General features: G+C 54.1%; 25 protein-coding genes. 21 read left to right on the top strand and 4 right to left on the bottom strand.

Annotation, left to right across the window (positions count from 1 at the left end; translation table 11 throughout):
• The first annotated feature begins 68 nt into the window (after positions 1-68).
• Positions 69-716, top strand: coding sequence for a Crp/Fnr family transcriptional regulator (locus MKJ04_RS05880; RefSeq protein WP_241640181.1), 648 nt, complete (start codon positions 69-71; stop codon positions 714-716).
• 64 nt (positions 717-780) lie between these two features.
• Here the strand turns inward: MKJ04_RS05880 and MKJ04_RS05875 are convergent, their stop codons facing one another.
• On the bottom strand, positions 781-1,167 hold the full coding sequence (locus MKJ04_RS05875; protein ID WP_241640180.1) for a DUF302 domain-containing protein: 387 nt from the start codon (positions 1,165-1,167) through the stop codon (positions 781-783).
• 213 nt (positions 1,168-1,380) lie between these two features.
• Here MKJ04_RS05875 and MKJ04_RS05870 point away from each other — a divergent pair, with 213 nt between their 5' ends.
• The 11 genes from MKJ04_RS05870 to MKJ04_RS05820 all read left to right on the top strand — a co-directional run bounded on the left by MKJ04_RS05870 (position 1,381) and on the right by MKJ04_RS05820 (position 10,158).
• On the top strand, positions 1,381-2,235 hold the full coding sequence (locus MKJ04_RS05870; RefSeq protein ID WP_241640178.1) for a sulfite exporter TauE/SafE family protein: 855 nt from the start codon (positions 1,381-1,383) through the stop codon (positions 2,233-2,235).
• A 103-nt stretch (positions 2,236-2,338) separates the two neighbouring features.
• Entirely contained in the window at positions 2,339-3,751 is a 1,413-nt protein-coding gene (locus tag MKJ04_RS05865) for an MBL fold metallo-hydrolase (RefSeq protein WP_241640176.1), read from the top strand.
• 327 nt (positions 3,752-4,078) lie between these two features.
• The gene (locus MKJ04_RS05860; RefSeq protein ID WP_241640175.1) at positions 4,079-4,405 is read left to right on the top strand and encodes a rhodanese-like domain-containing protein; all 327 of its coding nucleotides are present in this window, start codon (positions 4,079-4,081) and stop codon (positions 4,403-4,405) included.
• Positions 4,406-4,498: 93 nt separating this feature from the next.
• On the top strand, positions 4,499-5,056 hold the full coding sequence (locus tag MKJ04_RS05855; RefSeq protein ID WP_241640173.1) for a YeeE/YedE family protein: 558 nt from the start codon (positions 4,499-4,501) through the stop codon (positions 5,054-5,056).
• 48 nt (positions 5,057-5,104) lie between these two features.
• Complete coding sequence (locus MKJ04_RS05850; RefSeq protein ID WP_241640171.1) at positions 5,105-5,518, top strand: YeeE/YedE family protein; 414 nt, start codon at positions 5,105-5,107, stop codon at positions 5,516-5,518.
• Between the two features lie 156 nt (positions 5,519-5,674).
• Positions 5,675-6,922, top strand: a complete 1,248-nt coding sequence (locus MKJ04_RS05845) for an MFS transporter (RefSeq protein ID WP_241640167.1) — start codon at positions 5,675-5,677, stop codon at positions 6,920-6,922.
• Between the two features lie 128 nt (positions 6,923-7,050).
• Positions 7,051-7,419, top strand: coding sequence for a hypothetical protein (locus MKJ04_RS05840; RefSeq protein ID WP_241640166.1), 369 nt, complete (start codon positions 7,051-7,053; stop codon positions 7,417-7,419).
• 155 nt (positions 7,420-7,574) lie between these two features.
• Positions 7,575-8,207, top strand: a complete 633-nt coding sequence (locus tag MKJ04_RS05835; protein WP_241640165.1) for a TlpA disulfide reductase family protein — start codon at positions 7,575-7,577, stop codon at positions 8,205-8,207.
• A 75-nt stretch (positions 8,208-8,282) separates the two neighbouring features.
• Complete coding sequence (locus MKJ04_RS05830; RefSeq protein WP_241640164.1) at positions 8,283-8,726, top strand: rhodanese-like domain-containing protein; 444 nt, start codon at positions 8,283-8,285, stop codon at positions 8,724-8,726.
• A 30-nt stretch (positions 8,727-8,756) separates the two neighbouring features.
• The gene (locus MKJ04_RS05825; protein WP_241640163.1) at positions 8,757-9,212 is read left to right on the top strand and encodes a DsrE family protein; all 456 of its coding nucleotides are present in this window, start codon (positions 8,757-8,759) and stop codon (positions 9,210-9,212) included.
• Between the two features lie 25 nt (positions 9,213-9,237).
• Complete coding sequence (locus tag MKJ04_RS05820) at positions 9,238-10,158, top strand: sterol desaturase family protein (RefSeq protein WP_241640161.1); 921 nt, start codon at positions 9,238-9,240, stop codon at positions 10,156-10,158.
• Between the two features lie 51 nt (positions 10,159-10,209).
• On the opposite strand, the gene MKJ04_RS05815 is transcribed toward MKJ04_RS05820, so the two are convergent.
• Positions 10,210-10,458 (bottom strand): hypothetical protein, encoded by a 249-nt coding sequence (locus tag MKJ04_RS05815; protein ID WP_241640160.1) that lies wholly within the window; start codon positions 10,456-10,458, stop codon positions 10,210-10,212.
• A 45-nt stretch (positions 10,459-10,503) separates the two neighbouring features.
• A complete protein-coding gene (locus tag MKJ04_RS05810; RefSeq protein ID WP_241640159.1) occupies positions 10,504-11,829 on the bottom strand; it encodes an OprD family outer membrane porin in 1,326 nt (441 codons plus the stop codon).
• A gap of 393 nt (positions 11,830-12,222) precedes the next feature.
• On the opposite strand from MKJ04_RS05810, the gene MKJ04_RS05805 reads away from it, so the two are divergent.
• Entirely contained in the window at positions 12,223-13,311 is a 1,089-nt protein-coding gene (locus MKJ04_RS05805; RefSeq protein WP_241640158.1) for a c-type cytochrome, read from the top strand.
• Between the two features lie 117 nt (positions 13,312-13,428).
• On the opposite strand, the gene MKJ04_RS05800 is transcribed toward MKJ04_RS05805, so the two are convergent.
• Positions 13,429-14,718, bottom strand: coding sequence for a hypothetical protein (locus MKJ04_RS05800; RefSeq protein ID WP_241640156.1), 1,290 nt, complete (start codon positions 14,716-14,718; stop codon positions 13,429-13,431).
• Between the two features lie 924 nt (positions 14,719-15,642).
• Here MKJ04_RS05800 and MKJ04_RS05795 point away from each other — a divergent pair.
• The 8 genes from MKJ04_RS05795 to nuoH all read left to right on the top strand — a co-directional run bounded on the left by MKJ04_RS05795 (position 15,643) and on the right by nuoH (position 25,210).
• Positions 15,643-16,074: a CBS domain-containing protein gene (locus tag MKJ04_RS05795; protein WP_241640155.1), complete on the top strand. Its 432-nt coding sequence runs from the start codon at positions 15,643-15,645 to the stop codon at positions 16,072-16,074.
• Positions 16,075-16,203: 129 nt separating this feature from the next.
• Positions 16,204-16,596 (top strand): NADH-quinone oxidoreductase subunit A, encoded by a 393-nt coding sequence (locus MKJ04_RS05790; RefSeq protein ID WP_241640154.1) that lies wholly within the window; start codon positions 16,204-16,206, stop codon positions 16,594-16,596.
• Positions 16,597-16,737: 141 nt separating this feature from the next.
• Complete coding sequence (locus tag MKJ04_RS05785; RefSeq protein WP_262918057.1) at positions 16,738-17,376, top strand: NADH-quinone oxidoreductase subunit B; 639 nt, start codon at positions 16,738-16,740, stop codon at positions 17,374-17,376.
• Positions 17,377-17,624: 248 nt separating this feature from the next.
• Positions 17,625-19,373: an NADH-quinone oxidoreductase subunit C/D gene (nuoC, locus tag MKJ04_RS05780; RefSeq protein ID WP_241640153.1), complete on the top strand. Its 1,749-nt coding sequence runs from the start codon at positions 17,625-17,627 to the stop codon at positions 19,371-19,373.
• Between the two features lie 410 nt (positions 19,374-19,783).
• The gene (nuoE, locus tag MKJ04_RS05775; protein WP_241640150.1) at positions 19,784-20,248 is read left to right on the top strand and encodes an NADH-quinone oxidoreductase subunit NuoE; all 465 of its coding nucleotides are present in this window, start codon (positions 19,784-19,786) and stop codon (positions 20,246-20,248) included.
• Between the two features lie 17 nt (positions 20,249-20,265).
• Positions 20,266-21,567, top strand: a complete 1,302-nt coding sequence (gene nuoF / locus MKJ04_RS05770; RefSeq protein WP_241640147.1) for an NADH-quinone oxidoreductase subunit NuoF — start codon at positions 20,266-20,268, stop codon at positions 21,565-21,567.
• A complete protein-coding gene (gene nuoG / locus MKJ04_RS05765; protein WP_241640145.1) occupies positions 21,549-24,278 on the top strand; it encodes an NADH-quinone oxidoreductase subunit NuoG in 2,730 nt (909 codons plus the stop codon). The genes nuoF and nuoG overlap by 19 nt, the downstream gene beginning before the upstream one ends.
• Positions 24,248-25,210 (top strand): NADH-quinone oxidoreductase subunit NuoH, encoded by a 963-nt coding sequence (nuoH, locus tag MKJ04_RS05760; protein WP_241640144.1) that lies wholly within the window; start codon positions 24,248-24,250, stop codon positions 25,208-25,210. Before nuoG ends, nuoH begins: the two co-directional genes overlap by 31 nt.
• The last annotated feature ends 126 nt before the right edge of the window (positions 25,211-25,336 follow it).

Below are 25,336 nucleotides of genomic sequence, written 5' to 3'. Positions count from 1 at the left end.
CATACTGGTTTTATTTTTTTAACCTCGTATATTTAAACACACATTTTACCATACCTATACCCTCGTCCATGGAAACGATTCCCGAACACATTCTGCACAAAATCTTCCCGCAACTGGAGCAACCCCTGCTGGAAGAGATCATGAGTGAGAGCACGCTGAAAGAACTTGAGGAAGGCGAAGAAGCCATGCGCACGGGCCAATACATCAAATCCACGATACTGCTGCTGAGCGGCCTGCTGAAGGTATACCGCGAGGATGAAGAGGGCAACGAGTTCCTGATGTATTACCTGGAGCCCGGCAACGCCTGTGCCCTCTCGATGATGTGTACCGCTAAGAACGAGAAAAGCCAGATAAAGGCCCAGGCGGTGGCCGCGTCAGAAATTATCCTCATCCCGTCCCACTTCTCGGAGGCCTGGCTGGCCAAGTATAAAACGTGGCACAACTTCGTGATCGCCTCCTACCGCCAGCGCTTTGATGAACTGCTGCAAACACTCGATAGCATTGCTTTTAAGGCCCTTGACGAGCGTTTGCTCTTTTACCTGAAGCGCCATGTAAAAGTGAGCGGCAACGAGATACGCCTTTCGCACCAGCAGATCGCCTACGAGCTCAACAGTTCCCGCGAAGTGATCTCGAGGCTGCTCAAAAAGCTGGAGCAGACCGGGGCCATTACCCTGCACCGCAGCTACCTGGAGGTACACGACCTGGACAATATCTAAAAGCAAAAAGCCCTGGCAAATTCAAATGCCAGGGCTTTTTGTATGTATGGGTATGGATGCCGGTTTACAGCTTGTCGAGTGCTGTTTTCAGCTTCTCGCTTACCTCTTTGGCGACCTCCGTTAGGTTATCGTTCCCGACCGACGACATCGACTCCATCGGGTTGATGGCAGTGACCTCCACGTTTCCGCCAGCGTGCTCCTGCACCAGCACGTTGCAGGGCAGCATGGTCCCGATCTTGTCTTCCTGCTCAATGGCCTTGTGCGCGAGGGCCGGGTTGCAGGCGCCCAGTATCATGTATTCCCTGAAATCAAGATCCAGTTTCTCCTTGAATTTCTCTTTCAGGTCGATCTCGCTGATTACGCCGAAGCCCTCGGCTTTGAGTGCCTCTTTTGTCTTTTCCAGTGCCTCCTGAAAGGTATAGTCTACTTTTTTCGTGAAGTTGTAATTCATAGTTATCGCTTAAGTTGTGCCTTTTAGCATACGCGCAGCACGGCGTGTGGTTGAACCGTTAACCAATCGCGGCATAGACGCAGCACATGCCACAATTAATCCTAAATGCGGGCCGAAAATATATTCTGTGTTTCCTATCTATGTGACCATTGTCACAGTGATCGGGGTTCGCCTGCCGTACCTTTGTAGTGTTGAAAATTAAACTAAAAGCATATGATTGTTATACTCGGTTACATTGCGGCCCTCATCATCGGGCTTTCCCTGGGCTTGATTGGTGGTGGCGGCTCTATCCTTACTGTTCCGGTGCTTGTTTACCTGCTGGGCCTGAGTCCGGTGATCGCCACGGCTTACTCCCTGTTCATCGTAGGGCTTACAAGCCTTTTTGGCAGCTACCGGTTTTACAGGAAGGGCCTCGTAAGCCTCAAAACAGCGGTTGTGTTTGGCATACCGTCTATCATTGCGGTGTATACCACGCGCCGTTACCTGGTGCCTGCCATCCCCGAAAACCTCTTTCACGTGGGCGATTTTGCCGTTACCAAAGGCGTGATGCTGATGCTGCTTTTTGCCGCGCTCATGGTGTTCGCGTCTATCAGCATGATCCGTCAGAAAAAGGAGGCAAACGGCAGCGTGGACGATAATATCGACACGGCGATTGATGTGGAGTACGAGAGCGCCACGGCACCGCACCCAAAGCCTAAGTTCAACTACATCGGGATATTGGCCGAAGGCCTAGTGGTAGGTACCCTGACGGGACTTGTGGGGGCCGGGGGCGGTTTCCTGATCATCCCGGCGCTGGTACTGTTCAGTAAGCTGGACATGAAAATGGCGGTAGGCACTTCCCTGCTCATCATTGCGGCCAAATCGCTGTTCGGCTTTGTCGGCGACATCTACAACTACGAGATCGACTGGATGTTCCTGGCTATCTTCTCCGCCTTCTCTGTGGTCGGCATCTTTCTGGGCTCCTTCCTGTCCACCAAAATCCACGCGGATAAACTGAAGACTTCCTTCGGCTGGTTTGTGCTGGCGATGGGTGTCTACATCATTGCCAAGGAAATATTCTTCGCCTAACCCCCGCGTGACCAATGTCACTGACCCGGGCTTATTATCTTACGATATTTGTACTGTCATCAAGGATTAGCGATGGCACTCACACCATAAAACACTACATACCATGAAAGTAGAACAGCTATATACCGGTTGCCTGGCACAGGGCGCATATTACATCGAAAGCAACAGCGAGGCCGCCATCATTGATCCACTTCGCGAGATCAGATCATACCTGGAGAAAGCGGAGCAGAACGGCGTGAAGATCAAGTATGTGCTCGAAACGCACTTCCACGCCGACTTCGTTTCAGGCCACATCGACCTGGCGAAAGCCGCCAATGCGCAGATCGTTTACGGGCCGAACGCCCAGACCAGTTTTGACTCCTACATCGCCAAAGACGGCGAGGTGCTGAAAGTCGGGGATGTCACAATCACTGTGCTGCACACGCCGGGCCATACCATGGAATCGACTACCTACCTGCTGAAAGACGAGCAAGGAAAGGACTATGCCATCTTCACCGGCGACACCCTGTTTATCGGGGATGTGGGCCGCCCGGACCTGGCCGCAAAATCGGAGCTGACGCAGGAGCAGCTTGCAACGCATTTGTACAACTCGCTTCGCAACAAGATCATGCCGTTGGCGGATGACGTGATCGTATACCCGGCGCACGGCGCGGGCTCGGCTTGTGGCAAGAACATGAGCAAGGAGACGTCTGACACACTCGGCAACCAGAAGGCCACCAACTATGCCCTGCGCGCAGACATGACGGCAGAGGAGTTCGTGAAAGAAGTGACAGCCGGTTTGGCACCGCCGCCAAGCTACTTCCCACTGAACGTGAAGATGAACAAAGAAGGCTACGCCAACATCGACGACGTGATGGAGCAGGGCTTGCAGGCCTTAGCGCCGGACGCGTTTGAGGCAGCCGTGAACGAGACCGGAGCCCTGGTACTGGACACCCGTAAGCCGGAGGACTTTGCCAAAGGCTTTATCCCGAACGCCATCAACATCGGTATCGACGGTAACTTTGCCCCATGGGTAGGCGCCCTGATCCCGGACATCAAGCAGACGATCCTGTTTGTGGCGGAGGAAGGCCGCGAGGAGGAAGTAGTAACCCGACTGGCCCGTGTGGGATACGACCACGCGATCGGTTACCTGAAAGGTGGTTTTAAAAGCTGGGCAAACGCAGGCAAGGAAGTAGACACGATCAGCTCTATCGCCGCTACAGAGTTTGCGGACCGCTATACCCAGAACAACAGCATCAAGGTGGTGGATGTGCGCAAGCCTAGCGAGTTCCAGTCGGAGCACGTGGAGACAGCGGAAAATGCGCCCCTAGACTTCCTGAACGACTTCCTGGCTGAGTTGCCAAAGACGGAGGATATGTACCTGCATTGCGCTGGTGGCTACCGCTCCATGATCGCCGCCTCTATCCTGAAGGCAAGAGGTTTTGACAACGTTGTAAATGTGGAAGGTGGCTTTAAGTCCATCAGCGAAACAGCCATTCCGAAAACGGCTTTCGTTTGCCCTTCTACGCTGAAGTAAGAGCTATGTTGGGAATGTAATTCATCCCCCTGCCCCCTTCAAAGGGGGACGTTCTGCACGAGTAGAACACACTAAGATTTATGTGTAATTCATCGTCCCTACAAAGCTTAATGTATGGAAACTGATATAGCAGAAAAAAGTCCCCCTTGGGAGTAGGGGCCCTCGACAAAGAAGGGGGCAGGGGGATGATTTTTCAAACACGGATTGCATCAAAGATTTACAAATTTCAAAATTCCCCACTACGTGACCTAAGTCACTGAACTGGGGCTGGAAAACCCGGACCTTTGTATAGTAAGTTGTAAAGGAACCATCTAAAGAAATATAGCCATGCTAAATATATTCAAATCAACTCCAAAGAATTATGCTGACCTGGACGGGAAGACATTCAAGGCTGAGTTCGATAAGTCCCCAAAGGCCGAGCTGCTGGATGTGCGCACCGCAAGTGAGTTTGCATCTGGCACTATCCCCGGATCCAAAAACCTCGACTTCCTGTCTGGCCAGTTTCAGGTTGCCACCAGGAAGCTCGACAAGGACAAGGAGTATTACGTGTTTTGCCGCAGCGGCAACCGCAGCAGCTCTGCCTGCAAGCTGCTCGCAGACCAAGGCTTTAAAGCCCATAACCTGGTTGGCGGCGTAGGCTCCTGGCCAAGATAGTTTTCGAAATAAAGCCTGGGTATGAACAGAACAGCAAGTGGCCTGTTCATACCTACTTCAACCGTACACTCCCAATAATTTAGAATAAGGAAAATGTTAGAATTACTTAGCCAGCCTTGGCCTTGGTACACATCAGGAATTTTGATCGCATTTGTGATGGTGATCCTCCTGTTTTTCGGGAAGTCGTTTGGCTTTTCATCTAACCTGCGCGTAATCTGCGCAGCCTGCGGCGCGGGCAAGAAAGTCAATTTTTTCGATTTTGACTGGCGCGCGCAAACCTGGAACCTGCTGTTTGTAGTGGGCGCTGTACTGGGCGGATGGATCTCTTCTGAGTTCCTGTCTAACGGCGACGTTGTACAGATCTCGCAGGCTACCATCCAGGACCTGAACGCCCTGGGGGTGGCAGCCCCGGATGGCATGCAGCCGGATGAGATCTTCAGTCTGGAGGCCCTCTTCACGGCAAACGGTTTCCTGATCATGTTGATCGGTGGCTTGATGATCGGTTTCGGATCACGCTACGCAGGTGGCTGTACATCGGGCCACGCCATCAGCGGTTTGTCTAACCTGCAGCTGCCGTCGCTGATCGCGGTTATCGGTTTCTTCATCGGTGGCCTGATCATGACACACCTACTGCTGCCGTTCATACTGTAAGCACAGCAGCGCGCTAAATCATACATCCATCAACTAAGAGTTTATACCGTGAAAGGATTAAAATTTATAGTAGCCGGCATTTTGTTCGGCATCGTGATGAGTAAGTCAGAGGCGATCTCGTGGTACAGAATTCAGGAGATGTTCCGTTTCCAGGCCTTCCACATGTATGGCATCATCGGAACAGCCGTTGTGCTGGGAGCCATTGCCACTTACCTGATCAAGAAGTATAACATGAAGGATTATCAGGGCAACCCGATCATCTTCACGCCGAAGGAGAAATCAGTTCCGCGCTACCTGATTGGCGGCACCATCTTCGGATTGGGGTGGGCACTGACAGGCGCTTGCCCGGGCCCGATGTTCGTGAACCTGGGGTATGGCTACTGGGCCATTCTGATCGCCATTGGCGGCGCCTTGATAGGCACATACCTGTATGGCCTGCTGCGCGACAGGCTCCCGCATTAAGCAATAATGAAAACAAACCCGGAACCGATGGCCCTGCAAAGTCCATCGGTTCTGTGCTTATAGGCGGTTGCGTAGGTATAACTTGGTGCTTCAATTTGGCCCAAGCCATACCCTATCCGGCAGCACGTACATATTACTGACGACAGAAACAGAAAGATGAGTTCAACGGACACACAACTTGGATTAAGGGAAAACGCCACACAGTTCTGGCTGTTGGTGCTGATCAACGGGTTTGTGGGCGCGATGGTTGGGCTGGAACGCTCGGTTATACCGGAGTTTGCCGAGACTGTTTTCGGCATCAGCGGCCATACCGCGCTGCTGTCGTTTATCGTGGCCTTTGGGCTGGCGAAATCGTTTGCCAACCTGATGATGGGCCGCCTGACTACCAGGTATACCCGAAAGCAGTTGTTAACCCTGGGCTGGCTCTTTGCCCTGCCAGTGCCGTGGCTGTTGCTGTATGCCGGTAACTGGTGGTGGGTAATTGCCGCCAACCTTCTGCTGGGCCTTAACCAAGGGCTCGCCTGGTCTGCCACTGTGGTGATGAAGATTGACCTGGTTGGCGAAAAGAACCGTGGCCTGGCCATGGGCATCAACGAGTTTGCCGGTTACCTGGCGGTGGGTCTGATGTCGTTCCTGGCGGGATACATCGCCTCTACAACGGGCGTTGTGTCTTATGCCTTCACACCGGGCATCGCCTTCTCCATCATCGGCTTGCTGCTCACGGTCTTCTTTATCCGGGATACGCACGCGCACGTGAAAACCGAAGCGGCCAAAACCAGCATCCCGCTGTTGCGCAACATTTGGAAGGACACGACCTGGCGCCACCGCAACCTGGGCTCTGTTACGCTCAACGGCTTTGTGAATAACCTGAACGATGGCATCTTGTGGGGCCTGTTGCCTGTGCTGCTGCTGTCGAAGGGGTATAGCCTGACGGAGACTGGTTTCCTGGCAGGTATCTACCCGGTGGTATGGGGCCTGGGCCAACTGGTGACGGGAAAGCTCGGGGATATGGTATGCAAAAAACAACTGTTGAGTTTGGGCATGATGATACAGGGCGCGGCGATCGGGCTCCTGTACTTTTCCGGCTCCTACCCTATCCTGGTTTCGGCGCTGGTGATACTGGGCGCGGGCACTGCGTTGGTATACCCTAACTTCCTGTCGGTGGTGGCCGAGAACACGCACCCAGCCCAACGGCCGCAGAGCCTGGGCATTTTCCGATTTTGGCGTGATTTCGGCTACGTGGCCGGTGCCGTGATAGCCGGTGTGTTCAGCGACCTGTTTGGCCTGCAGGCGGTATTGCTGGGTACGGCCTTGCTGACCATCGGTGCGGGTGTGCTTTCGGAGGTGCGAATGTGCTGCACCAAAAAGCTGCTCTGGCATAGCCGCGAATGCGGTATCGGGTAGTATTAGAACCCCAAAATGCCTACATTTATACCTGTAAACCAATCCGCTGAAACGATTTATACCCCTTGGGTTGTTGTTCAAACTAAGATCAAGTATAAAACTGCAAATAATATTGCCCTAATCTGCCTATGAAGCCATACCTGTTATTATTCCTGAGCACCCTCCTGCTGCTTTTCGCGTTGCCGAAAAACAACAGTGGCTTGCGGGGCAATGGAGGTAACGGGCAGAGCGAACTGAACAGTTCTTGCAGCAAAAGCAAAGTTGCCTTAAAGCGCACATGCCGCAAAAAGTGCATCAAGCACCAGACCCACTCCGAGCAGCAGGGCGCGGCCAGCTTTGCCACTGATTGCGGGCAGCAGGTATATGCTGTTTTGTCGGCATCGGATCACAACGCTTCATACACAATTCAGGTGGAGCGAACACGCTTCCTGAAGGATGTCCGCATCCATCTCCCCCCCGATCTGGCGACAGACCCTGACCCACCCCGGTTTTCTTAAACTATTTCCGATAAATCAGTACGCGCACTGAGTAGCATGGGCAAACATATGCTTGTTGCTCAACTGGTGCTGTGTGCATCCTGTATCATCAGGAACACGGGTATGGTATAGCTATGCCTCAGTTAAACAAGTAGTAAACGCACAAATATTATAAGATGGATAAGAAGAGATTTTCATTCAAAGACATACCGGGCTGGGCTATTACGCTGGCCATTTTTGGGATGCTATACCTCACCGGCCTCCATACCGAGGCCATCGGGCAGGTGCAGCGCCTGCTGCTGGCAACAGGTATAAAAAACGCTGACATGCCCGATAATCTGCCTGCAAAAACTGCCGGAGACGTTGCTAAGACGTCAGAAATGAGCGCCTCGCCTATGGCTGGAGCCGGTTTTAAAATGCAGACCCTGGATGGCAAGACCGTGAACTTCGAAAGCCTGAAAGGGAAAGTGGTGTTCATGAATATGTGGGCCACCTGGTGCCCGCCCTGCGTGGCAGAGATGCCGAACATCCAGAAGCTTTACGAAAAGGTAGGCTCCGACAAAATCGCCTTTGTGATGCTGTCGGTGGATGAGGGCGGCCCGGAGAAAGTGAAGAAGTTTATCGACAAGAAAGGCTTCACGTTTCCGGTATACATGCCGGCCGGCCAGTTGCCGCAGGAGTTTTACAGCAACGCCATCCCCACCACGTTCATCATCTCGCCGGAAGGCAAGATTGTGGCCAAGCAGGAGGGTATGGCCGAATACGACACCCAGGAAGTGCGGGATTTCCTGCAGGGAATGGCAAAATAATAGAAACAAAGGGTATGCTGGCTGCTGCCTGTCGGCGGTCAGCATACTTTAAAACACCCTCTTTAAAAAAACCATATGAAAAAATTATCCTTAGTTCTGGTAGCAGGCGCGCTTCTGGCCTCCTGCAGTGCCGAGTCCGCCTCATCCGGCGATACTACGGTAGCAGTCGCGGCACAAACCCAAACGGCTGCAGAAACGGCAAAAGCGAAAAAAGTAGACAGCCAGGAGGCGAAGGCTTTGCTGGCGCAAGAGCCGGGCATCGTTGTGCTGGATGTGCGCACGCCCGCGGAGTTTGCCGCCGGCCACCTGCAGAACGCCACGCTGGTTGACATCAGCGCCGCCGATTTCTCGCAGCGGCTGCAGGCCTTGGATAAGTCGAAATCCTACCTGGTATACTGCGCCGTTGGAGGCAGGAGCCACCAGGCAGCCCAGCAAATGCAACAGCTCGGCTTTAAGCAGGTATACGATGCCACCGAAGGCTTCTCGAATTTGAAAAACGCCGGTGTTCCTGTCGAATAACTGTATAAATCTCACCTAACCTAAAAACCCATGAAACTTAAACTGATCTTTTTTGCAGCCCTTTTTCTTTTGGCAGCGCAGGCTACTATTGCCCAGACAAAAACAAAGGCAAAGCTTGCTGGCAGCCAAACAGCACCAGCCGCCAAGCAGCACCGCGTGGTGTATGATGTGGTATCGGCGGACAGCGCACGGCAAGGCAAGATTATGCAGCACCTGGACAGAATGATGGACCACTGGCCCGAGGCCAGGCTGGAGGTAGTGGTGCACGGCAACGGCTTGGAGATGCTGATGAAAAACAAAGCCGCCAATGCCGAAGAGTTGAAGGCATTGCAGGCGAAAGGCGTGGTTTTTGCAGCCTGCGAGAATGCGATGCGTGCCCACAATGTGCAAAAAGAGCAGTTGCTGCCCGGTGTGATCACGGTGCCGATGGGCGTTGTAGAGATTATCGAAAAACAAGAAGAGGGCTATAGCTACATCAAGCTGTAAAAGCCTTTAAACTTTTATCCATTACATGGAAAAATACGGAAACATATTCATCAACTCTTTCGCTGACTATGGGGGTTACCTCTGGCGTGAGGTCCTGAACCCGAGTTGGGGCAATTACTTCTATTGGCTGATCGGCTTGTCGCTGTTCTTCTGGCTGCTGGAGGTTATTGCCCCCTGGCGACAGCATCAGGCCAAGATCCGTATGGATTTCTGGCTCGATGGCTTTTACATGTTCTTCAATTTTTTCCTGTTCTCACTGGTTGGTTTCAATGCGGTCTCCAATATCGGCGTCGAGGCGTTTAACGATTTCCTAAGCCTGTTTGGGATAACCAACCTCGTGGCTTTTGAGGTGCAGTCGTGGCCGGTATGGGCGCAGTTGCTTACGCTATTTGTGGTGCGCGATTTTATACAATGGAACGTGCACCGCCTGCTACACCGCTTTGAGTTTCTGTGGAATTTCCATAAGGTACACCACTCGGTTCAGCAGATGGGTTTTGCCGCTCACCTGCGTTTCCATTGGGGCGAAACGGTGGTATACCGTACCTTAGAGTATATTCCGCTGGCCATGATCGGCTTTGGCATTCAGGACTTTTTCCTGGTGCACATTTTCGCCACAGCAGTAGGCCATTTTAACCACTCAAACTTTAAGGTGCCGCTAGGCCCGTTCCGCTTTCTGTTCAACAATCCGCAGATGCACATCTGGCACCACGCCAAGCACATGCCACGGCGCTTCGGGGCCAACTATGGCATCACGCTAAGCGTTTGGGATTACCTTTTCGGAACAGCTTACGAGCCTGAAGATGGCCGTGATATTGAACTGGGCTTCGACGAGGTGGAACATTACCCGAAGTCGTTTATGGAGCAGCAGTTATACCCCTTTCGGGAGAACATGGAAGCCAAACCTAAACCCGACGCTGTGAACAATCAAAAACGGGAAACAGCATAAAGAGAGAGCAGCCAGGTATGGCTGCTCTCTCTTTATAATTAAGACTATTTGCTAGGGAGAACCCACCCCTGCCCCTCCTCGGAGGGGCAGGGGTGGGTAAATTAATATGCTCGGTTTTATCCAGATCAGGCCGCCCACAGCGTTTAGCTTATCGTCTGGCTTCAGGTTTTTAGCCAATGCCATGCGGGCAAAGCCACCCGTTTTTCGGTATACTTTCTTGCCTCCCTCCCAAAACATTTCCTGGTGTGGCTCCAGGTAAGCATGGCTATCATTTAGCTGTATTATGGTTAGTTTTTTCATAGTATAGTGGTGTGTTGGCTCAATAAACAAGGGTAATATGGCCTCTTAAAACTGGTAATTCATCACGAAGGTATAGTGCGACATGTCTACCTTGTTCACGATAAACCGAGGGTCTCCGTAGGTCTCGCCACGCGCGCCTTTATACACGTAGAGCGCCTGCAAAACCAGCCCATCCAGGTAGCCTTTCAAAGCGTAGTTTGTCAGCAGGTTAAGTTGGCTGTAAGAGGGCATGGCATACTTGCTTTGGCGCGCGTTTTTAACGTCAGGTGTATCGTAAAGCCCATACCCTACACTCGCTTTCCATTGGGGGTTTAGTCTGACCTCTGTTTTTAGGGCAATGGCCATACTGGCAGCCCCGCCCTCGAAGCGCTCTCTAGACAGAAAGGTGTAAAAAGGCTCGATCCCCCACTCCCGCGGAAACAGGAACCTGTCCCTGTCTGCAATCCGGGTATAGTTCAGGGTCGTTTCTACTTTATCGGTTTTATACCCCAGCCTTCCGCTAAACAGCCAGGTGTTGGCGCCCTTTGGCATATAGGCTTTCAGCGTGTCTGCATTGCCCCCATCGCCAGAGGTCCGTTGGTAGCCCGCCTGAAAACCCAGCACAACGCTTTGCTTTTTATCTTGAGAAACTGGTATCGATACGTCGGTTTGAGAAAAGGAAAGGGTAAACAGGTTCTCCACATAATAGTGCCACAGGCTTGATTTTATAGTTTTGGCAGGCTGGTAGGTTATGCTCCCGACAGCTATCCCCTTGCTGCTGATATTTCCTATATATTGCGAGGGTGTGCCGTAGACATTCCTGGCCGCAGCTATAGAGCCGATGCTTTCTTCCACGCTAAACCAATCAGCTGTACTCCGCGGACCAAAACCATAGATCAAACCACCGTTAAAACTGAGCTTTCCCAGTTCTTTATACTCCAGCCAAAGCCCGTTTATCAAGGTAGGGCGCATACGTCCGTCTTGTGGGTTGATAAAAGGCGTGTTGATCTTTTGCCTGCCAAGCGTTACCGCTGACTTTTTATAGGTATAGCGCAGGTATAAATTCTCCATTCGCCCCAGATCATAGCGGTCATCGGGGTCAAGCAGGTCGAAGTTTCCTATTTCGTAGCGGCTCCTAAAACCTGTTGCGGGGTCTGTGCCCAGGTTGCTGGACCACACATTGAAGATAAAGAAACCGCTCACCCCCACCTGAAAGCCATGAAACTTCGCAGACTCATAGCCCAGCCCTGCACCTAATGCCAGCGAATGATAGTCTGGTAAGTCAGCCTCATTATCTGTGAACATAAATAAGTTGCGCACCTGCCCACTGAACTTCCCCTGTTTTAAAAAGGACGTTAGGTTTTGGGGCAGTGTGGTGTCCGGTGCGGGCATAGTAGAAGTCGGTAGCCTTGCGGTATCTCCTTTGCTGATAAGCAGCTCCGTTTTTAAAGCCGAATCAACGGGGACAGGTTGGCCAAAAGCCACTCCCAACTGCAGCACTAGTACAGCTGCTGTAAGCAACAGCCTGCGGGTTTCCCTTCGCTTGGCAGCGGGGTGTCTGCTAAAACGTGTCATGAAGGTATAAAAAGTAATTCTCTGTTCATCGCCATACGGCATTTTCAGTTGTAGCGCATTGGCACTGGCAGCCATTGGTTTGCCCGAAGCGCCATATATGGCTGTAAGTTGCTCTTATTTTATGAGAGGCTTTGTGATCAAAGTCACGTAACGGCATAGCACACTTGCGTAACTTGTTTCTACATTTCGCACGATTTTAAAACGTACCATATGAAATCGAATCAGGAACATAACATGGGAGGCTTTTTAGTCAAGATCAGCCGTATTTTAGCGCTGACCTCCTTCGCTGTCATTCTCTTACTCGGGTTGGTTATTCTGCTGGTGGTAAACCCCGCCGCCGTTCCGAAAATACAGCTGGCCACCAGTGAGCCCGCCGCCGCAGATGCAGCACCTGCAATAGCCAGTACCGATGCTCTCACAAACAATGTCCCTGCCGATGACATGTGGCATGCGCCGGACCTGGCCTCGCTGCCGGCCACGCCGGAGGGCGACGAGATACGCTACGGACGTGAGTTGGTGGCCCACACAGCCCAGTATCTGGGCCCGAAGGGCAGCGTGCTGCAGATCTCCAACGGTATGAATTGCCAGAACTGCCATCTCGACGGCGGCACCAAACCTTATGGCAACAACTACTCGCTGGTGGCTTCCACCTATCCAAAGTTCAGGTCCAGATCGGGCACCAAAGAGGGCGTAGAGAAACGCATCAACGACTGCTTTGAGCGCAGCCTGAACGGCGAGGCCCTGAAGCCCGAATCAAAGGAAATGAAAGCGATGGTGGCCTATATCAAGTGGGTGGGGAAGGATGTGCAGAAAGAGGAGGAAGTAAAAGGCTCCGGCCTGATTGACATTGAGCTGCTGGACCGTGCCGCCAGCCCCGAGAAAGGAAAGCTGGTGTATACCCAGAAATGCCAGGTATGCCACGGCGCGAATGGCGAGGGCCAACTGATGGCAGATGGCAAAGAGTACCAGTACCCGCCGCTTTGGGGCGAGCACAGCTATAACAATGGGGCCGGTTTATACCGTGTATCCAACTTCGCCAAGTACGTGAAAGCCAACATGCCGCTGGGTGCCACCTACGACCGTCCGCAACTCACGGACGAAGAGTCCTGGGACCTGGGGGCGTATGTAAACTCTCTGCCCCGCCCCGTCAAGCCCAAAGGCAACACCAAAGACTGGCCGGACATCTCGAAGAAACCAATGGACCATCCCTTTGGCCCTTACGCCGATTCCTTCTCAGAAAAGCAGCATAAATTCGGCCCTTACCAGGAGATTTTGGCGGCTAAAGAGATGAAGAAGTAAGGTATACCATGTTACATGCAGCGTCTGCCTTCCAAGGTAGTTTCACTTGACCAAAACGCGCTTTCAGCTACTTCTCATATAAAAGCATTCTATACCCTGGCATGTGCCGCTAATTGCTTATACCTCTGGGTGCCAGCGTTTCATGTGGTTGGCGTGGGTGCTGAGGTAGGCACCAGGCTTGTAAAATTTGTCATAGAAATCCAGGTCGAGGTGGTGGGCCTGCAGGTAGGTGAGCAGGAACATGGACGGAACCGTGCCCGGAAACTTGCCGAACGTGTCGTACACATACTGTGCCTGCAGGGCCACACACTCCCTGAACTCCTCGCTGTGCACCTCGGCCGCTCCCCGCACCTTGGCAGCGTCTTTCCAGGGCCCCGGGGTGCTAGCGTTAAACGGGCCGCCTTCACCGAATTTTCTGTTGCAGACGGCCTCTACAGCCGCGCGCATGTCGGGGTAATGCGGTGGGCAGAACCCTTCCATCACGCCCGCCAGCCCTGTGGGGTTGGGGTATGGCCACCGCGCGTCGGTGTCATACCGGAAGCCGAGGCCGTCTATACCGGGCACGCCGCTCGCGCCCAGCACGCTGAACAGGTCGATCCCATCGTACATCCAGCCACCCAGCCCCATCGCCTGCAGCATGAGGGCCCCGGCGTAGCAGCTTGTGGACAGTTCGGCCGTCACCTCCGCCAGCGACAGTTGCTCCACAAACGTGATGCTCCAGGTGTTGTTGATATCGACCAGGTGTTTATACTTCTCGATGCCCGGAATCGGGCGCTTGTTTATGTCGTCGGTCAGGACAAGGCCGTTCTGCAGCATATAACAGAGACTCAGCAGCACGTGCTGGGCAAGATCGGCCACCGGAATTACCAGCAGCGTGCCCTCCCTGTTGGCCACCCACGTGTTGTGCGCCTCCACATAGGGCACCTCCGGCGGCACCGTCATCCGGCCATCGCGCAGCTTCCGGACGTGGCTTTTCAGTGCGTCCACTACTGCGTCGAGTTCCAGCGAACCGTCTTCGAACTTGTCGGCGGCGGCAGGCGCATCGCGGTTATCCAGCACGTACACGCCAGTATCATCCGTAAAAAAAGTCTTGCTGGTATGGAAGCCCGCAGCCGACGGGAACGTGCGTCCGCCTGCCGCCCCGGCATAGTTGGAGAGGTGCGGCGCGTAGCGTTGCGCACGGTAAATCATGTGGTGCCAGCCCGTGTTGCCGCCACAGGCCGTTACCACCAGTAGTTTCTCCAGCTCGCTGAGCGGCATCGGCTTGTGCTTCGAGGTATAAGCGAGCACCCCATCGGGAATCTCCGCACCCATAAAAAAACGGCGGGAGCGGCGGCCCAACAAAGCCTCCACCAAACCGAAATGCATCATATCCTGAAAACCAGGGGGAACATTGTGCGTAGCCATACCATCTCCTTTCTTTTAACTCACATCAAACAAAAGCGCTTCATCCATGCCTCTACACCCCATGTTGCACCTGCTTCAGTAAATCTGCTGTGCCCGGCCAACCCGGCATGAAATAGTTATAGGGGCCTGATTGCTCTGGAGTTGGAAGGCGGGGCTACCCTGAGGTTTTGTTTGATGTGAGAGGCAAAAACCTACGTGTTGTTTGGAATCATCGGATCACCTCGCAGGGCAAAGGCAGGGGGGTGAATCTCGCTTCCTGCTTCCTATAGATAAACCGGTTCAGTACAAAGCCTTCTTTATATTTTACTGTGATGAACCAAATGAGTTTAACTCTTAGCCTCCTAATTCATCCTGTTTATGTACTTTATCTGTGTAAGTGGGTGTACCTGCACCCTTAAGGGGTAAAGGGCAAGGCCGCTGTTTGAAAAACAGCGCGCAGTAGAACTCAACCAATTTAATTACCAGAAGTAGCGTTAGCTTTTATATGCATAGAAACGGATTTTATACCTCATTTCTAATTCTCAATTTCTATTTTTTAATTTGGCGAAGCATAAGTTTATGGCGTTTTTGTTTAACAATTCTAACTAATTATCAACACTAAACTCTATTTCTTACAAAAACAGCAAAATGCTTATCAGGAGCCACCACCTTAACTTTATCGATAAAATGTAGCACTATTGGCCTTTTAAAAAATAAATTAAGTTCTGACAGAGCCTCCTCACTCTTGACTTAGTTATTCATATACAGTATATTACAAAACAAGCCCGCTGCATGCCGTCCAGAACAGCCCTTCGCGTGACCGGCAGATACGATACCATGCGGCTATATACTTTTTTCAGGATAAATCATACATATTTTGTTTTGCGCCCGTATAACAAACAATATTAAATTTTTCGAACATTAATTTAAACAAAAGGAGGCAGTATGGGAACAGTAAGGCACATTCTGCAAAAAAAAGGCAACGACGTTTTTTCAGTAGAGCCAAACTCTACCGTGTACAATGCACTGGAACTGATGGTTGAAAAGAACCTGGGTTCGCTTTTGGTGATGGAAAACGGCAAGTTCATGGGTATCTTCACGGAACGCGACTACGCCCGCAAAGTCATGCTGAAAGGGAAGTCGTCGCGCGACACGTATATCCGGGATATCATGAGCGAGCACCCGATAACGGTGACACCGGATACAAAAGTGGAAGAGTGCATGGCCCTGATGACCCGGCGCTACATCCGGCACCTTCCCGTTATAGAAGGCGACAAACTGGTAGGCTTGGTTTCCATCGGTGACATCGTGAAATACATCATTGAGGACCAGCAGTTTATCATCGAAAACCTTGAACACTATATTGCTGGTTCTTAACAGCCGGCAGATGCAGCATACCCTTTTATTTTTACGATTAACCTTTACTATATACGGAAACTTAAATATTCGCAGGGAGGCGAAGTAGCATTGGGCAATTCAAGCGAAAACTCTACCCTATTATGGCCCATGGTGGTCTACGGCGGCATTGTGCTTAGCCTGGTGGCCATCATCCTCGGCCTCTCCTATGTGCTGGGCCAAAGGCACACCGGCCATGCCACAAACGAGCCCTACGAAGGGGGTATCCTGAGTGCTGGCTCTGCCCGTATCCGTTTTTCCTCTCAGTTTTATTTGGTTGCCATGCTCTTCGTCATTTTTGATGTGGAGACGGTTTTCATCCTGTCCTGGGCCATCGCTTTCCGCGAACTGGGCTGGTATGGCTACGCTGGCGTGGGTGTGTTCATGCTGATGCTGGTTGTGGTGCTGATCTATGAGTGGCGCAACGGAGCCCTTGACTTCGGCCCTGACGGGAAGAAAATCCTGGCCGCCTACAAACGCCTGACACAGAAACCCGCTTCCTAAAACAGCTATACCTTATATAACACCATATAACACCATATAACACCATATAACACCTGCTCCTTTCACCTACCGCATTGCGCGCCACTTTTCACACCATCACCCTTCGGAAAACATGAACTAACACCCTAACCCCGACAGCCTATGAAATGGTGGCTAAGTAAACCAGAAGACCCGGCGCGCGCGACAAGCGGCACCAGTTCGTACGAGGAGACTATACAGCAGAGCGTGATGCTGAGTTCCATGCAGGACCTGTTGGCCTGGGGCCGCAGGAACTCCATGTGGCCCTTCCACTTCGGCCTCTCCTGCTGCTTCGTGGAGATGGCCACCAGCATGACCCCAAAATATGACGTGGCCCGCTTCGGTGCCGAGGTAATACGCGGCACGCCGCGCGAGGCCGATGTGATGATCATTGCCGGCACCGTCTTCATCAAAATGGCCCCCATCATCAAGCGCCTGCACGAGCAGATGATGGAACCCCGCTGGGTAATCTCGATGGGCTCCTGCGCCAATTCCGGCGGCATGTTCGATATTTATTCTGTAGTACAGGGCGTGGACAAGTTCCTGCCGGTGGATGTATACGTGCCCGGCTGTCCGCCCCGCCCCGACGCTTTTATGGAGGGCCTCATACTGCTGGCCGAATCAGTGGGCAAAGAGAAACGCCCCCTCAGCTGGACCATCGGCGAACAGGGCGTGATCCGGCCCGAAAAGATAGATGTGAAAGAAAGGCGGCAGGAAGCCCGGTCCAAGATGACCGAATTCCGCTCGCCGGATGAAGTGTAAAATTAGACTTAAGACGAAAGACACAAGATTTTAGACTTTCAAACTAAAATCAAAACAGTTAAAAGAGCATAGCACATTCACAAGCTGCAAAGGCAAGTTTCTAACTCCCCTCCTTTTTTCAAGGAGGGGTGCCGCAGGCGGGGTGGTTTTTTTCTCACTACCAAGTATAAAGCAGCATAAAAACAACTTACAATACACACATAGCATAAGATGAAATAAGCATACAGGGCATTTAAACTTTCCTATACATGGAAAACGGAAGTGGCATTTTAGAGCAACTGCAGGCACGGTTCGGAGAAGACACCTTCAAACCGCAAACCACCCAGGATGAGATTCTCACCCTCTGGATGCCGCATGACAAAATAAAAGACGTGCTGGCTTTCCTGAAAACGGAGATTCCGCAACCCTTCCCCCTGCTCTACGACCTGACCGCTACCGACGAGCGCACCCGCAAGCACGAGAACGGCCATGCGCCTTTTGCCTTCACCATCATCTACCACCTCCTATCCTTTGAGCGCAACTGCTTTATCCGGTTAAAGGTCGGCTTCCGCGACGAGTTCCCCACCGTGCAGAGCATCAGCAGCCTGTGGGCCAACGCCAACTGGTATGAGCGCGAGGTATACGATATGTTCGGCATCCGCTTCGAGGGGCACCCGCACCTGTCGCGCATCCTGATGCCGCGCACCTGGGTGGGCCACCCGCTGCGCAAGGAGCACCCGGCCCGCGCCACCGAAATGGGCCCTTTCGCGCTATATGACGACAAAGTAGACCTGGAACAGGCTGCCCTGCAGTTTAAACCCGAGGAATGGGGCCTGGCACGGCAAAGCGAGGACAGCGACTTTATGTTCCTGAACATCGGCCCGCAGCACCCCGGCACACACGGCGTGTTGCGCATCATCCTGCAACTGGACGGCGAGGATATCGTGGATGCCATCCCCGATATCGGCTTTCACCACCGGGGCCAGGAGAAAATGGCCGAGCGCCAGTCGTGGCACACCTACCTGCCCTATACCGACCGCGTGGACTATCTGGGTGGCGTGATGAACAACCTGGCCTACCTGATGGCCGTGGAAAAGCTGGCAGGCATACAGGTGCCCGAACGCGTGAAGGTGATTCGGGTGATGCTGTGCGAACTCTTCCGGATTGCCAGCCACCTGGTATGGTATGGCACCTTTGCCCAGGATGTGGGCCAGCTTTCGCCAGTATTCTATATGTTCACGGACCGCGAGCGGATATTTGACATCGTGGAGGCCATCACGGGCGGGCGCATGCACCCCAACTGGTTCCGCATCGGGGGCGTGGCACAGGACCTGCCCAAGGGCTGGGAAAAACTGGTGCAGACGTTCATCGACTACTTCCCGAAACGGCTGAAAGAGTACGACAACATGGTGCTCAAGAATAGCCTGTTCAAGGCGCGCACCAAAGGCATCGGCATCTTTACAAAGGAAGAAGCCATTGAGTGGGGCGTGACGGGGCCAAACCTCCGCGCCTGCGGCTTCGACTGGGACTTTCGCAAAAAGCAGCCTTACTCCGGCTACGAACTATTCGACTTTGACATCCCGACCGCTGCCAACGGCGACTGCTACGATCGTGCACTGGTGCGGGTGGCGGAGATGCGCCAGAGCCTGCGGATTGTCGAGCAGTGCCTGAAGAACATGCCGGAAGGCCCTTACAAAGCAGACCACCCGCTCACTACGCCACCGATCAAGAAAAACACCATGCACGATATCGAAACCCTCATCACACACTTTCTGGGTGTGAGCTGGGGGCCGGTGATGCCTGCCGGCGAGGCCATGAGTTGCATCGAGGCCACAAAAGGCGCAAACGGCTACTACGTCACCAGCGACGGCAACACCTCACCCTACCGCCTGCGCATCCGAACTCCGTCTTTCCCGCACATGCAAATGCTCCCTTATATCACCAAAGGCTATACCGTCGCCGATCTACTATCCATACTCGGAGCCATGGACTATGTGCTGGCGGATATTGACAGATAATTACGAATTACTAATTACGAATTCCGAATTAGGTAAAGATGGGAAAAAGTCCCCCTTTGAAGGGGGTAGGGGCCCTTGACGAAGAAGGGGGTAGGGGGATGAAAGACAGTTGATAAAGAAGCGAACAGTAACAATGAAACATAAACACCTAAGCTCACACCAGCAAAAGCCAAGCGTTCCAACTCCCCTCCTTTTTTCAAGGAGGGGTGCCGCAGGCGGGGTGGTTCATTTATTTGAAAAGATTACTGGCCATTAAAACCGGCCAATAAAAGATATAAAAAAAGTTCAAGTCTCCGCCGGTGCGAGCTTACTGGTTTGGTCCTGACAAAACCGAACCGCAAGCTCGCACTGGCAGGAGCACAAATCAGAAAAGGTCTTGTGTCTAACGTCTTGCTACTTGTGTCTGAAACATGCTAAGTATAGAGGAAAAACAGAAAATAGAGCACGAAATCAGCCTGGTGCCTTCACCCAAGAACGCCTGCATCGAGGCCCTGAAGATCGTGCAGCACAGCCACGGCTGGATTTCGGATGACAGCCTGAAAGATGTGGCCGACTTTGTGGGCATGTCGACGGCCGAGTTGGACAGCGTGGCGACCTTTTACAACCTTATTTTCCGGAGGCCGGTGGGCCGGCACGTCATCCTGCTCTGCGACAGCATCAGTTGCTACGTGATGGGCTACGACGGCATCCGCGATCATCTTTATACCGCACTGAATATACAGTATGGCCAGACCACAGCAGATGGCCGCTATACCCTGCTCCCCAACTGCTGCCTCGGCACCTGCGACCGTGCCCCCGCCCTTATGATTGACAACGACCTGTACCGTGACCTGACGGTGGAACAACTGGATGAGATACTAAGCAAGTACACCTAAAACCCAAGCGGGCACCTATGGAGAAGCCCCTGACCCAACACATCGTACCGGGCCGCCAGCCCCTCAGCTTAAAGGAGTATGAGAAGGTGGGCGGCTACCAATCGGTGCGCAAAATCCTGAAGGAAATGACACCCACCGAGGTGCAGGAACTGGTGAAAGACTCAAAACTGCGCGGGCGCGGCGGGGCAGGTTTCAGCACGGGCCTGAAGTGGAGTTTTGTGCCGATGGGGCCGGAAGCTGCGCAGCCGAAATACCTGGTGGCAAACGCCGATGAGATGGAGCCCGGCACCTTTAAGGACCGCGTGCTGCTGGAGGGCAATCCGCACCAGCTGATTGAGGGTATGATCGTGGCCTCCTATGCCATACAGGCCAGCATCTCCTACGTCTTCCTGCGCTGGGCTTACAAACTGGCTGCCCACGAGGTAACCAAGGCCATGCACGAGGCCTACGAGGCGGGCTACCTGGGTAAAAACATCCTCGGTTCCGGCTTTAACCTCGAGATGCACCTGCACACCGGCGTGGGGCGCTACATGTGCGGCGAGGAAACAGCTCTGCTCAACGCCCTCGAAGGCAAACGCGCCAACCCCAGGGCCAAGCCCCCCTTCCCGCAGGTAAGCGGTTTGTTTGGCAAGCCCACCATCGTGAATAACGTGGAAACGCTCTGCAACCTGCCGCACATCATTAACAAAGGCGCGGATTGGTTTATGCAGCTTGGCCTGACAGACGATGCGGGCACCAAACTCTACGGCGTGAGCGGGCGCGTGAAAACCCCTGGTTGCTGGGAGTTGCCGATGGGCGTGACGATACGGGAGTTGCTGGAAGAGTACGCAGGCGGCATGCAGGAAGGCTACCTGTTCAAAGGCCTTCTGCCCGGCGGGGCCTCCACCGATTTCCTGGTGGAAGAACACCTGGATGTGCCCATGGACTACGCCTCCATTCAGGCAGCGGGCAGCCGTTTGGGGACGGGCACTATGATCATCATGGACGACCAGACCTGCCCCGTGGGTTTTGTGCACAACCTGCAGCACTTCTTCGCGCAGGAATCCTGCGGTTTCTGCACCCCTTGCCGCGAGGGCCTGCCCTGGGTTGAGAAAATACTGCTCGCCATCGACCGCGGCGAAGGCAAACCAGAACACCTGACCACCCTCGATTTCCATACCAAATATCTTGGCCCCGGCAACACGTTCTGTGCGCTGGCCCCCGGTGCCATGGAACCCCTGCAGAGCGCTCTGAAATACTTCAGAGAGGATTTTGAACGACACATACACGAGCAACACTGTCCCTGGAGCAAAACCAAAGCATGGCAACCATCCATATAGATAACAAAGCCTACGACGTGAAGGCAGGCAAGAACCTGCTCGAGGCCTGCCTCTCCCTCGGCCTCGACCTGCCCTATTTTTGCTATCACCCCGCCATGGGCTCCATCGGGGCCTGCCGCCAGTGTGCCGTGAAGGTATATCGCGACGAGAACGACACCAAAGGCAAGCTGTTCATGTCGTGCATGGAGCAGGTGCGCGACGGCATGCGGGTGTCGATTGCCGATATGGAAGCCAAAGAGTTCCGGGCGCACATCATCGGCTGGCTCATGACCAACCACCCCCACGACTGCGCCGTGTGCGACGAGGGCGGCTCCTGCCATTTGCAGGACATGACCGTGATGACGGGCCACAACTACCGCCAGTACCGCTTCGACAAGCGCACCTACGTCAACCAGTACCTCGGCCCCTTCCTCAACCATGAGATGAACCGCTGCATCCAGTGTTACCGCTGCGTGCGCTATTATAAAGACTATGCCGGCGGCAAGGACCTGGATGTGTTTGCCGCCCACAACCATTTATACTTCGGCCGCGCCGAGGAAGGCGTGCTGGAGAGCGAGTTCAGCGGCAACCTCGCCGAGGTATGCCCGACGGGCGTGTTCACGGACAAAACGCTGAAACAACACTATACCCGCAAATGGGACCTGACGATGGCGCCCTCCATCTGTCACCATTGCAGCCTGGGCTGCAACACCATTGCTGGGGAAAGGTATGGCACTATCCGCAGCATCACCAACAGGTATAACGGCGAGGTGAACGGCTATTTCCTCTGCGACCGCGGCCGCTTTGGGTATGAGTTTGTGAACAGCGCGGGCCGGGTGCGGAAGCCGCTCGTGCGCAGCCAACTGCCAGAGGCCACCGACAAGCACACAGCTCTCGAAGCAGCCGCCTCCGCCATCAAAGCCGGTCGGGTGATCGGCATCGGGTCGCCGCGCGCTTCCCTGGAATCGAATTACGTGCTGAAGAAACTGGTGGGCGAGGATAACTTCCACCACGGTGTGGCCGATCTGGAGCACGACCTGGTGGAGTTGGCGATGGGCATCCTGCGCGACGGGTCGGCCCGGACACCATCGCTGAGAGAAGTGGAGAAAGCCGATGCCGTGTTTATACTGGGTGAGGACCTCACCAACACTGCCCCGATGCTGGCCCTTGCCGTGCGACAGTCGGTGCGGCAGGAGCCCCTGCTTGAGCAGGTATCCAAAGCCAACATACCGGTATGGCAGGATGCCGCTGCGCGAGGCCTGGTGCAGCAGGACAAAGGCCCCCTTTTTATCGCGCATTATACCCCTTCCAAGCTCGACGAACTGGCCACCCATACCCATTTCGACTCGCCGGATGACATTGCCCGGCTGGGCTTTGCGGTTGCCAACCTCATTCACCCCGATTCGCCGGAAGTGCGTGAAATAAGCGACCAGGAGCAGGCCCTGGCACAGCAGATAGCAGATGCGCTCATGAAGGCCAACAACCCGCTCATCATTTCCGGCACATCGTCGGGCAGCGAGCGGGTGCTGAAAGCCGCCGCCAACATAGCTCAGGCGCTGGCCGCAAAAGAGAAGTCGGCGGGTATAAGCCTGGTGATGCCGGAGTGCAACAGCCTCGGGCTGGCCATGCTCGGAGGCCATAAACTGGAATCGGCGTTTGACGCGGTGCTGAATGATTACGCTGATACGGTCATCATCCTGGAAAACGATTTATACCGCCGGGCCAATACGGTAGCCCTTACACGGTTCTTTGAGAAGTGCGAACACGTGATTGTGCTGGACCACCTGCACAACGCCACCACCGAGCAGGCAGACATCCTGCTCCCGGCAGGCACTTTCTCGGAGGCAGACGGCACGCTCGTGAATAACGAAGGCCGGGCGCAGCGCTTTTACCAGGTGCATGCCACATCCGATGAACTGCAGGAAAGCTGGCGCTGGCTGACGGAACTGGGCACGATCATGAAGGAGGAGGAAATCAGCAATTGGGTCGGCTTCGACGATGTGCAAAAAGCGATGGCGCATGAAGTGCCGGCGCTGCAGGGTATAAACAGAGTGTCCCCTCCCTCCGACTTCCGGATTGCCGGGCAACGCATACCGCGCGAGCCGCACCGCTTCAGCGGGCGCACCTCCATGCACGCGGGCTTCAATGTCAGCGAACCCAAACCACCCGTAGACCCCGACTCGCCGCTTTCCTATACCATGGAGGGCTACCGCGGGCAGCCACCGTCTGCCGCTATCCCGTTCTTCTGGGCACCCGGCTGGAACTCGGTGCAGTCCACGGCCAAATACCAGCAGGAAGTGGGCGGCCACCTGAAAGGCGGCGACCCCGGACTTCGGTTGCTCGAGCCCACCGGCACAGCGCCTTTTTCCGTGGCCGTGCCGCAGCGGTTTATACCCCTGGAGGGCCATTTATACATGCTGCCGCTGCACCACACTTTCGGCTCCGAGGAACTCAGTAACCAGGCCGCCGGCATCATGCAGCGCATCCCCGAGCCTTATGTTGCTATCAACGCAGCCGACGCCGTGCAGCTGAAACTCAGCGATGGCCAACTGCTCAGCTTCTCGATCGAGGGGCAGGTTTACCAGCTACCAGCGAAAATAAGCCAGACGATTCCGAGCGGTACTGCCGGCATGCCCAACGGCTTGCCGGGGGTGCCTTTTGCCGAGCTTCCCGCCTGGGCCATACTTAACCGAGACATCAAATGGAAACAGCAGCCCCAAACTACTTTTTAATCATCGGCGGTGTGCTCTTCGTCATGCTCAACGTGGCGGCGGCACTTATCTGGGTCGAGCGGCGCCTGCTAGCTCTGTTCCAGGACCGGTATGGCCCGAACAGAGCCGGTCCGCTGGGCCTGTTTATTGTGGCCGCCGACTCCATCAAGCTCTTTTTCAAGGAAGACTGGACCCCGCCCTTCGCCGACAAGCCGGTGTTTGTGCTGGCCCCGGCCATCGTGGTGGTCACGGTGCTGATGAGCTTTGTCGTGATCCCGTTTGCGCCCGGTGTTATTGTGGCTGACCTGAACATCGGCTTGCTGTTTTTCCTGGCCATGTCGTCGATGGGCGCTTACAGCATTATCCTCGGAGGCTGGGCCTCGAACAACAAGTATAGCTTGCTGGGTGCCATGCGCGGTGCGGCGCAGATGATCTCCTACGAGGTGTTCATGGGCCTGTCGCTGATGGGCGTGGTGCTCCTGAGCGGCTCGTTTAGTCTGCGGGAGATCGTGTTGGCGCAGGAAGAGCTCTGGTTTTTCATCCCCCAAATCCTCGGTTTCATCATCTTCTTCATCGCCGGCATAGCCGAAACGCACCGCCTGCCCTTCGACATACCGGAGGCAGAGAGCGAATTGGTCGCAGGCTTCCACTCGGAGTATTCGGGTATGAAGTTCGGCATGTTCTTCATCGGCGAGTACATGGGCATCACGCTCATTTCCTGCATGCTCGTCACGCTGTATTTCGGCGGCTGGCTCGGCCCGGATTTCCTGCCCCCAGTGGTATGGTTTATCCTGAAAACGGTTTTTTTCCTGATGATCTTCATCCTGCTCCGCGCCTCCATGCCAAGGCCACGGTATGACCAATTGATGGAGTTCGGCTGGAAGATCCTGCTGCCGCTCACGCTTGTGAATTTGATGGTGACGGCCGCGGTGGTGCTTTGGCTGGAGGGGTGAGGGTTGGAATTTTGAATGATTGGATGACTGAATGATTGAATGAGGGGAATGAGGGAATAAAGGCTTGGAGTATCCAACCACCCCCGGCCCCTCCTTTTCTAAGGCGGGGAGTTGGAGTTACTGTTC

Origin of the sequence: Pontibacter sp. E15-1 (assembly GCF_022601975.1) — a bacterium.
Lineage (GTDB): Bacteria > Bacteroidota > Bacteroidia > Cytophagales > Hymenobacteraceae > Pontibacter.
Note: the sequence above shows the minus strand (reverse complement) of the source record. Positions and strands in the feature narration are given on the sequence as shown.